We start from the raw sequence: 13,223 nt of genomic DNA, 5'->3' as shown, positions 1-13,223 counted from the left end.
GGAAGATGGTGCGAAATTTCAAAGCGGCGGCACTGCTTCTGGCCTTTGCCACCCCCGCCTTCGCCAATCCGGCCGACGACGCCTTCGACACGATCAGCGCGAAGGAATGGACGTGGCGGCAGCAGACATTGCAGACCGAGGAATCCAACCGGGGCGGCATACCGAAGCACCTGCCCGACGAGGGCCTGGTCAACCAGCAGAAGCGGCGCGCCACCTGGACCGACGTCCTCAAGCAGCTCGATGCGATCAAGCCCGCCGATCTCTCGCCCTCCAGGCAGGAGGATTATGGCGTCTACCGCGCCCAGATCGAAACCCTCCTCGACGCGCAGCGCTTCCGCGATTTCGAGAAGCCGTTGAACTCGGACAGCAGCTTCTGGGCCGATCTCGGCTATGTCGCGCGGCAGCCGATCCGCAATGAGGGCGATGCGGCGAACATGCTGTCGATGATGCGGGACATCCCCCGCTATTTCGCCCAGAACAGCCAGAATATGCGCGCCGGGCTGAAGCGGGGTTTCACGCCTCCGAAGGTGATCATGGCCGGCCGCGACGCCTCGATCGCCGCGATCGCCGAAGCGAAATCGCCCCGTGACACCATGTGGTTCGAACCGTTCAGGACATTGCCCGCCTCGATCCCGGCAGCACGGCAGGCCGAATTGCGGGCAGAGGCAGAGGCCCTGATCCGCGATGAGATCATCCCGGCCTATGCGACGCTGCTCGGCTTCATGCGCGACCAGTATCTGCCGCATCTGCGCGACGGACTGGCGGCAGAGGGGTGGCCCGACGGCAAGGCCTATTACCGCGCGCAGATTCGCGCCTATGCCACGGTCGACCTGCCGCCCGAGGAGATCCACGCCATCGGCCTCGCCGAGGTGGCGAAGATCCGCGCGCAGATGGCGGAGATCATGAAGGAGGTGAAGTTCGAGGGCGATTTCCCCGCCTTCCTCAAATTCCTGCGTACCGATCCGCAATTCTATGTACAGAAGCCCCAGGACCTGCTCGACCGCGCAGCCTGGATCGCCAAGCGGTTCGACGGGGTGGCGGCGCGCTGGTTCGGCCGCATGCCGCGCGGGCGCTTCGGCATCGTGCCGGTGCCCGCCGACATCGCGCCCTATTACACGGCGGGGCGCGGCGGGCAGGACCGTTACCTGCTCAACACCTATGATCTGCCCTCGCGCCCGCTGTTCCAGCTCACCGCGCTGACACTCCACGAATCCGCGCCAGGCCATAGCTGGCAGCTGTCGATGGCCGCCGAGAATGAGGAGCGGCCCGAATGGCGCCGCTACACCTATGTTTCCGCCTATGGCGAGGGCTGGGCGCTCTATACCGAGAAGCTGGGGGTCGAGATGGGGCTATACGAGACGCCCTATGATCGCTTCGGCATGCTCAGCTACCAGATGTGGCGCGCGGCGCGGCTGGTGATCGACACCGGCATCCACAGCAAGGGCTGGACCCGCGAGCAGGGCATCGCCTTCCTCCGCGACAACAGCGCGCTCAGCGAACATGAAGTGACGACCGAAGTGGATCGCTATATCGGCTGGCCCGGCCAGGCGCTGTCCTATTATCTCGGCCAGCTCCAGATCGAGAAGGAGCGGGCGCGGGCCGAACAGGCGCTGGGGGCGAGGTTCGACATCCGCTCCTTCCACGACATGATCCTGTCGCTCGGGCCCGTGCCGCTGCCGGTTATCACGGCACGGACCGACCGCTTCATCGCCGAAGGCGGCAAGGGGCCGTGGAAGCTGCCCGAGGAATGAGAGTGCGCGATCCCGATCCCCGCATCGCCGTCATCACACCCTATTATCGCGAGCCGGTCGAGTTTCTCGACCAGTGCCACCGCAGCGTCGCCGTGCAGGATGTGGCGGCCGATCATATCATGATCGCGGACGGACATCCGCTCGATATCGTCGACCAATGGGGCGTCGGCCATGTGCGCCTGCCCCGGGCGCATGGCGACAATGGCAATACGCCCCGGGGCCTGGCCGCGCTGCTGGCCAGAAGCGAGGGCTATGACTTCATCGCCTTTCTCGACGCCGATAACTGGTATCATCCCGGGCATCTGCGATCGTTGCTGCAGCTGTGGGAGCGGGAGCGCAGCCCGGTCTGTGCGTCGCTGCGCACCTTCCACGATGCCGCCGGAGTCGATCTGGGGATCAGCGAGGCCGAGGAGGACGAGTTTCGCCACGTCGATGCGAGTTGCCTGATGCTCCATCGCACGGCGTTCGACAGTCTTTCGCTCTGGCTGGACATGCCGAAGATATTGTCCCCGATCGGGGATCGGATTTTTCTTGCCGGCCTGCTGCACCGCAAGCTCGCCATCGCCTCGACCCAGGCCCGGACGGTGGCTTTCCGCAGCCAATATGCGGTCCATCATGCATCGGCGGATCGGCCGATCCCCGAAGGCGCCAAGAGTGACGAGAGTTTCGCCCCCGCGCTGGCCTATCTGGCCACGGCGCAGGGGGTCAGCCAGTGTGTGGAGGCGATGGGGTTCTGGCCGCTTACTTATATGCGGAACTGATCGGCGTCCTGCCCGGCTCCCCCGTCTCCGCCAGCACGTCGACCAGCAGCTCCAGCGCCGCCATGGCGAAGGCGCCCATATTGGCGATGCGATCACTGTCGCCGGTCTCGATCGTCCGCGCGATTTCGACGCCCGGGCCCGCCACCGCGATGGCGCTCCTGCCTGCCGGCACGCCGCGCGGGTGGGTGAGGGGGCCGGCCGAGCCGGTCTCGGCGATGCCCCAGTCGGAGCCGAAGCGGTCACGGATCGCGCGGGCCTGGAGCAGGGCATAGGGTTCGGTCGCGGACTCCATGCCGGCCAGCTCCTCGCGCCCGAGCCCCAGCAGGACGTTGCGGCCCCTGAGCGAGTAGATCACCCCGCCGCCCCGGCAGAAATCGGTGGCGCCCGACACGGTGAGCAGCCCGGCCGAGATCAGCCCGCCGGTGGCGCCGTCGGCGACGGCTATGGTCTGGCCGCGCTCGCGCAGCATCGCGGCGGCCCTGGCGGCGAGGGGAAAGAGTTGGTCGAGCATGCGCGGCTTATGGCCGCAGCTCAGCCTTCGTGCCAGTCCTTCGGCAGGCGCCAGGCCGCGAACAGCAGGAAGATGGTGGCGATCACGTAGAAGCTGGTGCCCGAAAGGATCGCATAGCGCAGCGCTTCGTCGCCATAACGGGCCTTCAGGCTTTCTGAGATCCAGCCGATCGCGGGCGTGCCGATGCCGATGCCGATCAGATTGTTGACGAACAGGAAGATCGCCGAGGTGGTCGATCGCATCGACGGCGGCACCAGCCCTTGTACCGCCGCGATGACCGGGCCGAGCCAGACGAGGCCCAGCGCGGTCGGGATCAGCAGCAGCGCCAGGCTGGGCAGCAGCGACGTGGCGGAGATGCCGAGCGCATAGAAGGGCAGGGTGCCGACAAAGGCGAGCGCGGGGACGAGCGCGTACCAGCCCTTCGAGCGGCCGGCGAGCCTGTCCGACAACGACCCGCCCAGCCAGATGCCGGCGAGTCCGCCGGCCAGCAGGATCGCTCCATAGCCGAGCGAGGCATCGAGCAGGCTGAGCCCGAAGCTGCGGACGAAGAAGCTCGGCAGCCAGAAGAACAGGCCATAGCCCATCATCGACGAACAGGCCGCGCCGATGCAGAGCAGCCAGAAGGCCGGCTTGCCGGCCAATGTGCGCAGCACCGCGCCGAAGCCGGGCATGTCGGCAGCGGCAGCGGCGGGGCGGTCGCCGCGCGGATCGCGGACGACGCGGCGGAAGAAGGGGGCGAGCAGCAGCCCCGCCGCGCCGGTGATGAAGAAAGCCGATCGCCAGTCGATCAGCGTCGCGATCACCCCGCCGAAGACGATCCCCGCGGCGCTGCCGATGGGGATGCCAAAGCTGTAGATGGAAAGCGCGCGGGCGCGCTTCTCCGCCGGGAAGAGATCGGCGATCAGCGTATAGGCCGGGGCGACCCCGCCCGCTTCGCCCACGCCGACGCCCAGCCGCGCCAGGAAGAGCTGCCAGAAATTCTGGGCGAGTCCGCAGACCGCCGTCATCAGGCTCCAGACGGCGAGCGCTATGGTCATGATCTTCGATCGGTCGCGACGGTCGGCGAGCATCGCGATCGGGATGCCCAGCCCGGTGTAGAACAGCGCGAAGGCCAGGCCGCCCATCAGGCCGAGCTGGGTGTCCGTCAGGCCCAGATCGGCCTTGATCGGCACTGCCAGGATTCCGACGATCTGCCGGTCGATGAAGTTGAGCGTATAGGCGGCGAGCAGCATCGCCATGGTCAGCGCGGGCGAGACGGGTTTCTCCGTCCCGCCCTGCGCCGGAGAGGCGGTGCGGCTCAGAACCGCACCTCGCCGGTGATGGTGAAGGTGCGCGGCGGGCCATAGAAGCCGATGATCGAATTGCCGGTCAGCGCGCCGGGGAAGTTGTAGCCGCCAACGCGATATTTGCGGTCGAACAGGTTGCGGCCATGGCCCGAGATCGAGAAGCGCTTGTCCTCCGATGTCCAGACGATCGAGGCGTCGACCAGCTGATAGGCCTTCTGGTCCAGGACCGGGTTCGGCACCTCGAACAGCGAATAGCCGCTGCGGAAGCTGAGCGCCGGGGTGAAGGTGAAGCGGCCGATGCCGTCGACATCGTGGCCCAGCGTCGCGGAGACATTGGCGGTATATTTGGGCGTGTTCTGGAACACGCGCTGGTCGGCGAAATCCTTGATCGTCAAGGTCACCGGATCGAGCGTCAGGAACTGCTGGAACTTGGCATCGGTGTAGCCGATCGAGGCCTGCACCTGGAAGTTGCGGTCGGGAACGGCGCGCGCCTCCAGTTCCCAGCCGTAGATGCGCGACTTGCCGACATTGTCGACCGACGAGACCACCGTGGTGCCGGAGACGAACTGCGTCGTCACCTGCTGGTCGCGATAGCGCGAATAGAAGCCGGCGACGTTCACGAAAAGGGTGCGGTCGAGGAAGGCGCCCTTCATGCCGGCCTCATAGGCGGTGACGGTCTCGGGCTTGTAGCCGTTGACGGTGCCGGGGGTGAAGATCGCATCGCCGCGCGGATCGAAACCGCCCGATTTATAGCCGCGCGACCAGCTGGCATAGAGGTTCACATCCTCGTTCGGCTTGAAGCTGGCAGAGATGCGGGGGGTGAACTTCTTGTCGGTGCGGCTGTTGGTATAGTCTGTGCGGACGCGGAACGGCACGGCGGTGGGCCGTCCGAACAGCGGCGAGCGCAGGCCGAGATAGTCGGCTCGGTACACCGTGCCCTCGCGCTTGTCGCTGGTGTAGCGGCCGCCGAGCGAGACCGAGAAGCGCTCGCTGAGCTTCACCGAGACATCGGCGAAGGCGGCATAGCTCTTGGTGTCGACATCGCCCGAGGTCAGCGTCGTCAGCCCGGCATTGCCGATCACCGTGTCGAATGCGCCCGAGGCCGATCCATTGAGATAATAGAGGCCGAACACGCCCTGGACCATGTCGGTCTCCAGCAGCGCCTGGAACTCCTGGGTGAGCTGGTGATCCTTGTAGAAGGACGGGATGTCGAGCACCGGCCCCGGCGTGCCGTCGAAATCGATGACGGTATCGGTCTTGCCCTTGCGATAGGCGGTGATCGACTTGAGCGTCAGTGTGTCGTTCAGCGCATATTCGATGGTGCCCGAAACGCCCTTGGTGGTGACCTTGTTGTCGTCGCCCACCCCGGCGCGGGTGTCGTACACGTCGCCGAGCGGCAGGAAATCGGCGGCGGCGCCGTTCGGCAGCAGGCGATAGCCGTGGCGCGGGTTCGAATTGTCGCGGGTATAGTCCCCGGCGATGCGGATCGAGAGCTGGTCGTTCGGGGTGAACTCCGCCGACAGGCGGCCGGCCAGCACATCCTTGTTGTAATGCTCGGCGCCCGTGAAGCGGTTCTTGCCGTAGCCGTCGCGCTTGTAATAGGCGAGCGCGCCGCCGACCGAGACCATCTCGCCCAGCGGGACCGTCACCGATCCGATGAAGTCGCGCTGGTTGTAGCTGCCATAGGAGGCGCGGAATTTGCCCTCGAACTCATGGCCCAGCCGCCGCGTCACATATTTGATCGCGCCGCCGATCGTGTTGCGGCCATAGAGCGTGCCCTGCGGCCCGCGCAGCACCTCGACCCGGTCGATGTCGAAGATGTCGAGCACCGCGCCCTGCGGGCGGGCGATATACACGTCGTCGACATAGAGGCCGACGCCGGGCTCGAAGCCCCACACCGGATCCTGCTGGCCGATGCCGCGAATGAAGGCGATCAGCGTGCTGTTCGATCCGCGCGCGATCTGCAGGGTCATGTTGGGGGTCTTGTCCTGCAGGCTGGTGATGTCGACCGCGCCGGTGCGGGCGAGGCTGTCGCCGCTGATCGCGGTGACCGAGATCGGCACGTCGATCAGGCTCTCCTCGCGGCGCCGCGCGGTGACGACGATCTCGCCCGTGTCGGCATCGGCGGACGCGGCGGCTGCCGCTTCCTGCTGGGCGAGGCCGGCCTGCGGCGCGGCAAAGGCGGTGAGCGCGGTGGCGGCGGCGAGCAGCCGCAGGGCCTGGGTCTTCGCGATCATGGTCTTCTCCCTGTTCATTTGCTCTGGTTCAAGAAAGTGCGGAGGTCGGAGAGGCTGGCGGCGGTCGCCTCCTCCTGGGGGGCGTGGCCGACATCGTCGTAGATGACGAGCTTCGCGCCGGGGATCGCGGCGGCGATCTGCTCGGCCTGCGCTACCGGGATCACCTTGTCAGCCCGGCCCCACAGGATCAGCGTCGGCGCCTTGATGCGGCCGAGCCCGGGCAGCGGATCGGGCAGGGTGAACTGTTCGAGATGGGCGATGAGGGCGGGCCCGTTGCCGACGATCATCGCGCGCATCTGGTCCAGCCGGGCCGGGCTCAGCCGATCGGGGTGGGCGTAGATGGCGGCGGCGGAGAAAGCGACGGCGGCGGGCTTGGGATCTAGCAGATAGGCCCGCATCGCCGGCGGCACGTCCACCGGCTTGTCGGTGACGCCGTTGATCGAGAAAGCGGCGCTGTCGATCAGGACCAGCCGGTCGATCCGGCGCGGATAGCGTGCGGCGAAGTTCCAGGCGACGAGCCCGCCGAAGCTGTTGCCGGCGATCGTCGCCCGGGCGATGCCCAGCCTGTCCATCAGCTTGACGAGCTGGCGGACCCGCGCCTCGGTGCCATAGGCGGCGCGGGGATGCGGGCCGCTGAGGCCATGGCCGGCGAGGTCGAAACGGATCACGCGATGGTCGCGGGCCAGATCGGCGGCCCAGCCGTCCCAGCTTTCCAGGCTGAAGGTGAAGCCGTGGACCAGCAGGATCGGCGGGGCGTTGCGGGGTCCCTCCTCGCGGACACGGAAGCGCACGCCCTCGACCGTCACGAAACGGTCCGCCGCCGCAGGGGAGGGGAGCGCGGCGGCGGGTGCCGTGGCGAAGACCGGCCCGGCCAGGGCCGGCAGCACCGCGGCGAACATCGAAAAACCAATCAGATGATGGCGCACCATCAGGCGTTCCTGCTCCCTGTCGCCGCGTCGTGGCGGCTCGTTCTCGGCCTAAGGATAGGAAGGCGGATGCGACTGTCGATGACGGTTCGGATCAGTTTTGATGGGACAAATTCGCTCAGACCAGGGTCTTGCGATAGTCCCCCGGAGCGACGCCATTCCACTGGCGGAAGGCGCGGGCGAAGCTCCTCCCGTCCGAGAATCCAAGGCTTTCCGCTATGTCGGCAATGCTGTTGCCATCCTCCAGCGCGGCCCGGGCGATGCTGTTGAGATAGCGTGCGCGCACGTCCCGGAACTGGAGTCCTGCCTCGCCGAGCCGGCGGCGCAGTGATGCGACGCTCATCCCCAGGGCGGTCGCGACCTCGGCCTGGTCGTGGCGTCCCCCCGCCAGTTCGCGTTCGACCCGGCCGACCAGATCGGGGCCGGCGGGGACGGCCGGCCCGATCCGGTCGAGCATGTCGGCGACGCCGCCATAGATGGTCCGCGCGCTGAGCACCGGGCTCTGCGCGGGGGACACGCCGACCGTTTCCAGCGCCGCGTCATAATCGAGCCCGAACAGCCCCGCCGAGGCGCGGATCGGAACGCCGAGGAAGGCGAGGTGGCCGCGTGCCGCGGCCGGCCCGCGCGTCCGCACCGCGCGCAGCGGGATCGGCGCGCCGCCGGGGGCGAGGGACAGCAGCAGGACATGGACATAGACCAGCAGGCATTCGAGCGAGAGCAGCACGAAGGCGTCGCCGGGATCGAAGGCATAGGGGAAATCGGCGTCGTCGATCGCATAGCTGATCAGGTGGCCGCGCCGCTGGACCTGATTGTAGCGATGCCCGTGGATGATGTTGTAGCTGTTGGCCAGCACTTCCATCACCTCGGCCATCGTTCCGCAGCCGCGCAGCCGTGCCTGGACCAGCTCCGAGGTGCCGACCATCAAAGGGCGCAGCGAGACGTGACAGCTTTCGTCGCCGCCCTGCAGCGCCATCTGCTCGCAGATCCGGAAATAGTCGGAAAGGCGCAGCAGCGCGTCGTCGGGCTGCTCGAACAGATCGGCGGGAAGGCCGGCACGGCGCAGCACATGGCCGGGCACCAGCCCGGACGCTTCCATCACCGCCAGCAGCGGCCGCACCGCGCCAACGGGAATGACGGGTGCGGAAGGCGGATGGGAAAGGGCGTTCACGGCCACGATTCTGGCCCCTGCCGGAAGCGGGATCAAGCCGGGGTTTGCACGTCCACGGACGAAGCCGCTATTCCACCAGCGCCTTCTGCAGCGCCTGGACGAGAGCGCTGGGCGAGAAGGGCTTGCGCAGGACAATCGCATTGTCGCCCAGCACCGCGTCGATCGCGTCGGACTGGGCGAAGCCGGTGGCGAAGACGATGCGGATATCCGGCCGGCGCGCGAGCGCCGCGCGGGCGACCTCGGCACCGTTCATCCCCGGCATGGCGAAGTCGAGCACCATCGCGTCGGGCATGTCTCCCTCCAGCAGGGTCAGCGCCTTCTCGCCATTCTCGGCGGTCAGCACCTTGCAGCCGAGATCGGCGAGCATTTCGGCGACCACCTCGCGCACGATCGGTTCGTCGTCGACCACGAGAATCTTCGTCCCGGCAATGTCGCGGGCGTCGTCCGAGGAGACGCGGCGGGGTGTGGGGCACGGAATCTCCGTGGCGGCGCTCTGCCGCAGATAGATCGTCACGGCGGTGCCCCGGCCGGGCGCGGAATCGATGTCGACCGTGCCGCCGCTCTGCTTGGCCATGCCGAACACCATGCTGAGCCCCAGCCCTGAACCCTTGCCGACGGCCTTGGTGGTGAAGAAGGGCTCGAAGGCGCGGGCCGCGATCTCCGGCGTCATGCCGGTGCCGGTGTCGCGGACGGTGATCGCCACATAGGCGCCATCCTCGACATCCGGCCGCCCCTCGAGATTCTGCTCGGCGAGCGTGATGGTCAGCCTGCCGCCGTCGGGCATGGCGTCGCGGGCGTTGAGTGCGAGATTGAGCAGGGCCAGTTCGAGCTGCACCGGATCGGCGATGACGCCATCGGGTGCCTTGTCGACGTCGAAGCGAAGCTCGACCGACGGGTCGATCGTGCGCGTGAGCAGTTCGCGCAGCCCGTCCAGCAGCTCGGCGACGGCGACCGGACGCAGCTCGATACGCTGGATGCGGGCGAAGGAGAGCAGCTGGCTGGTCAGCCGCCTGCCGCGCTCGACCGCGCCCAGCGCCGCCGCCGAGAGATGCTGGATGCGCTCGTCGTCGGCGGCGCGCTGGGCGATCAGGTCGAGGCTGCCGCTGACGACCTGGAGGAGATTGTTGAAATCATGGGCGATGCCGCCGGTGAGCTGGCCTATCGCCTCCATCTTGCGGGCCTGCACCAGAGCCGCCTCTGCCTTCTCGCGTTCGGCCATCTCGGCGCGCAGCGCATCATAGGCCTCGCGCAGATGCGCGGGGGATGGAAGCGCCAGCAGCTTGGGCAGCAGCGGCCAGAGGATGATCGCGGTGAGGACCGAAGCGGCGGCTGTGACCGCCTTGACCCCGGCCTCCAGTGCGTAGGCGCCGTTCCACAGGTTCCACAGCGCGACGATATGGGTCAGCCCGCAGGCGGTGATGAACAGCGCGAACAGCCAGAAGATGCCGCCAAATTCGATATCGCGGCGCTTGCGGATCAGGGTGACGAGCGCGATCGGGATCGAGAAATAGGCGATCGCGATCAGCGCATCCGATATCGCCATCGTCCAGACGAGCTTCGGATCCCACAGCAGGCAGTAGCCGTGCGGCGCATAGCTGCCGCTGATCCATTCCCTAAGGCTCTCGTACATTCCCGCTACCCCCCCGGGTCCTGCGCCTGCATTCATTGTCGTAGACGAAGCCCGCCGACATCGAAAGCCGGAACGGCGGCCGTGCAACCTTGGGTTCATTGCAGCGCTGACATATCCGGTCAGAAATCGCGGTTATGAGCGGCTGCGAACGATTCGGGAGTGACAGGTGCGGTCAGGGCGTCGGTTGGAAGGTCATGCGGCGGTGCTGGCGTTGGCGCTCGCAGGCGGGCCGGGCATCGCCCAGGTGCCGGAGCAGGGCGCCCCACCGGGGCAGTCGCTGATCGACGACGATTATGACGATGCGAACACCATCCTGGTGACCGGCCAGACCCAGCGCCAGCGCGGCGCGGTGGTGGGCGACGTGCCCCCGATCCAGCAGCTCAACGCCGGCGATGTCCGCGCGCTTGGGGTAAGCTCGGTGGCCGAGCTGCTCGAGGAGCTGGCCCCCCAGACGCGCAGCGGCCAGGGGCGCGGCGGCGAGCAGCCCGTGACCCTGCTCAACGGCCGCCGCATCTCCGGCTTTCGCGAGATACGCGACATCCCCTCCGAGGCGATCGAGCGGGTCGATATCCTGCCGGAAGAGGTCGCGCTGAAATATGGCTACAGCGCCGACCAGCGGGTGGTGAACATCGTCCTGCGCCGCCGCTTCCGGGCGATCACGGGCGAGGTCGAGGCCGGCATGTCGACGCGCGGCGGCGCCGGGACCGGCGAGGTGGAGCTGAACCTGCTGCGCATCCAGCGCGACCGCCGGCTCAACCTCAACATCGAATATCAGGCCGATGCCGCGATCAGCGAGGCCGACCGTGAGCTGGTATCGCGCAGCGGTGGCCGCGCTTTCGACGTGCTCGGCAACATCACCGGCCTGCCGTCGGGCAGCGCGATCCCGTCGCTCGGCACCCTCGCCGGCCAGCCGGTCACCATCGCCGGGGTGCCCGCAGCCGCGGCGAGCGGGCGGCCCGCGCTGGGCGACTTCCTGCCGACGGCGAACCGGGCCAACCGCAGCGATGTCGGACGCTTCCGCACCATCCGGCCACTAAGCCGGACGCTCGACGTCAACAGCGTCTATGCGCTCAACCTGTTCGGCAATGTCGCGGCGACGTTCAACGCCTCGCTCAACCTGAGCGACACGGATTCGCTGCGCGGCCTGCCGGGGGCGAGCTTCACCCTGCCGGGCAGCAATCCCTTCTCGCCCTTCGGCGGCGAGGTCACCCTTCTCCGCTATCTGGGCGACCGCGCGCTGACCCAGAGCAGCGAGGGCAGCACTGGCCATCTCGGCTTCACCCTCGACAAGGATTTCGCCAAATGGCGCGCCTCGCTGACGGGCAATTACGACCATTCGATCACGCGGACCGATACGGTGCGTGGTTATGACGTCACGGGCCTCCAGACCGCGCTGACCACCGGCAATCCCGGGATCAATCCGTTCGGCAGCCTGCCGCCGGGCTTCCTCTCGACGCGGCTGATCGACCGGGCCCGTGCGAAGGCCGACAGCGGCGACATCCAGCTGGTTGCGAACGGGCCGCTGGCGGAGCTGCCGGCAGGCCCGCTCAGCGCCAGCTTCAAGGCCGGCATCAGCGCGCTCGGGCTCGATTCGACGTCGGTGCGCTCGGGTGTGGAAAGCTCCAGCGATCTGTCGCGCACCGACATCAACGGCCGGGCGAGCCTCGATCTGCCGCTCACCAGCCGCAGGAACCATATCCTGCCGGCGCTCGGCGATCTGTCGCTGAACGTCAATGCGGCGGCCGATCGCTATTCGGATTTCGGGACGCTGGGCAGCTATGGCTATGGCGCGAACTGGAAGCCGCGCGAGGGGATCGGCCTGATCCTCTCGGTGATGCATGACCGCAATCCGCCGAGCATCCAGCAACTTGGCAACCCGCTGGTCGTGACGCCCGATGTCCGGACCTTCGATTATGTGCGCGGTACGACGGTCGATATCGCCCAGGTGGGCGGGGGCAATCCGCTGCTCGATGCCGACCGGCGGCGGGTGATCAAGCTTGGCCTCACCCTCAAGCCTTTCAAGGAGGATGTCACCCTCACTGCCAACTATGTCCACAGCCGCATCCGCAACGCGGTGGCGACCTTCCCCGAGGCGACCGCCGCGATCGAGGCGGCCTTCCCCGACCGCTTCACCCGCGATGCCGACGGCAATCTGACCCGGATCGACGCGCGGCCGATCAATTTCGAACGGCAGGAACGCAGCGAACTGCGCTGGGGCTTGACCTTCACCAAGCGGCTCAAGACGTCGCAGGCAGTGATCGATGCGATGCGCAACAGCGCCTTCGCACGCCGCATGGCCGAGCAGCGCGCCGCCGCCCAGGCGGCACGCGATGCGGCGGGTCAGGGTACGCCGGGCGGACAAGGCGGCCAGCCGGGCGCGCAGCGTGGCGAGGGCGGGCGCCCTGGCGGTGGTCCCGGCGGCGGCGGTGGCCGGGGCTTTGGGGGGCCGGGCGGCGGCGGACAGGGCGGCCGTTTCCAGCTGTCGCTGTTCCACACCTGGCATATCGAGGACAAGGTGTTGATCCGGCGCGGCCTGCCCGTGCTGGATCTGCTCAATGGCGACGTGATCGAATCGGGCGGCGGCCAGCCGCGCCACGAGATCGAGGGCCAGATGACCTATGCCAATAACGGCCTCGGCGGGCGGCTGACCGCCAGCTGGCAGAGTGGCACCACCGTCGACGGCACGCCCGGATCGGCGACCGGCGATCTGCGTTTCGCGCCGCGCCTCAACACCAGCGCGCGCATCTTCGTCCAGCTCGGCCAGATTCCGGCGCTGGTCGACAACGGCTGGGCGCGCGGCGCGCGGGTCTCGATCCGGGTCGACAATATCTTCGACTCCCGGCCCCGCGTCCGCGATGCGACAGGGGCGACGCCGCTGCGCTATCAGGCCGGTTATCTCGATCCGGTCGGCCGGCTGATCCGGATCGAATTCAGGAAGCTGATCTTCTGAGTT

Annotated in this window: 9 protein-coding genes; 3 read left to right on the top strand and 6 right to left on the bottom strand. The window is 67.7% G+C overall.

What is annotated here, in order from left to right:
- The first annotated feature begins 5 nt into the window (after positions 1–5).
- The gene (locus CMV14_RS23225; RefSeq protein ID WP_238147126.1) at positions 6–1,751 is read left to right on the top strand and encodes a DUF885 domain-containing protein; all 1,746 of its coding nucleotides are present in this window, start codon (positions 6–8) and stop codon (positions 1,749–1,751) included.
- A 2-nt stretch (positions 1,752–1,753) separates the two neighbouring features.
- Positions 1,754–2,512 (top strand): glycosyltransferase family 2 protein, encoded by a 759-nt coding sequence (locus tag CMV14_RS23220; RefSeq protein WP_066963569.1) that lies wholly within the window; start codon positions 1,754–1,756, stop codon positions 2,510–2,512.
- Here the strand turns inward: CMV14_RS23220 and CMV14_RS23215 are convergent.
- The 6 genes from CMV14_RS23215 to CMV14_RS23190 form a co-directional block, all read right to left on the bottom strand.
- Complete coding sequence (locus CMV14_RS23215; RefSeq protein WP_066963572.1) at positions 2,493–3,023, bottom strand: CinA family protein; 531 nt, start codon at positions 3,021–3,023, stop codon at positions 2,493–2,495. The two genes, CMV14_RS23220 and CMV14_RS23215, sit on opposite strands and share 20 nt — an antisense overlap.
- A gap of 20 nt (positions 3,024–3,043) precedes the next feature.
- Entirely contained in the window at positions 3,044–4,261 is a 1,218-nt protein-coding gene (locus CMV14_RS23210; RefSeq protein ID WP_083215855.1) for a spinster family MFS transporter, read from the bottom strand.
- 59 nt (positions 4,262–4,320) lie between these two features.
- Positions 4,321–6,546, bottom strand: a complete 2,226-nt coding sequence (locus CMV14_RS23205; protein WP_066963847.1) for a TonB-dependent receptor — start codon at positions 6,544–6,546, stop codon at positions 4,321–4,323.
- A 14-nt stretch (positions 6,547–6,560) separates the two neighbouring features.
- Positions 6,561–7,475, bottom strand: coding sequence for an alpha/beta fold hydrolase (locus CMV14_RS23200; RefSeq protein WP_066963577.1), 915 nt, complete (start codon positions 7,473–7,475; stop codon positions 6,561–6,563).
- A gap of 115 nt (positions 7,476–7,590) precedes the next feature.
- Entirely contained in the window at positions 7,591–8,640 is a 1,050-nt protein-coding gene (locus tag CMV14_RS23195; RefSeq protein ID WP_066963851.1) for a helix-turn-helix transcriptional regulator, read from the bottom strand.
- Positions 8,641–8,707: 67 nt separating this feature from the next.
- Positions 8,708–10,270, bottom strand: a complete 1,563-nt coding sequence (locus CMV14_RS23190) for an ATP-binding protein (protein ID WP_066963579.1) — start codon at positions 10,268–10,270, stop codon at positions 8,708–8,710.
- A gap of 166 nt (positions 10,271–10,436) precedes the next feature.
- Between CMV14_RS23190 and CMV14_RS23185 the strand changes: the two genes are divergently transcribed.
- Complete coding sequence (locus tag CMV14_RS23185; RefSeq protein WP_202820877.1) at positions 10,437–13,220, top strand: porin family protein; 2,784 nt, start codon at positions 10,437–10,439, stop codon at positions 13,218–13,220.
- The last annotated feature ends 3 nt before the right edge of the window (positions 13,221–13,223 follow it).

It is taken from the genome of Rhizorhabdus dicambivorans, from assembly GCF_002355275.1.
Taxonomy (GTDB): domain Bacteria; phylum Pseudomonadota; class Alphaproteobacteria; order Sphingomonadales; family Sphingomonadaceae; genus Rhizorhabdus; species Rhizorhabdus dicambivorans.
The sequence above is the reverse complement of the archived record's forward strand: the minus strand, read 5'-3'. Positions and strand labels throughout refer to the sequence as shown.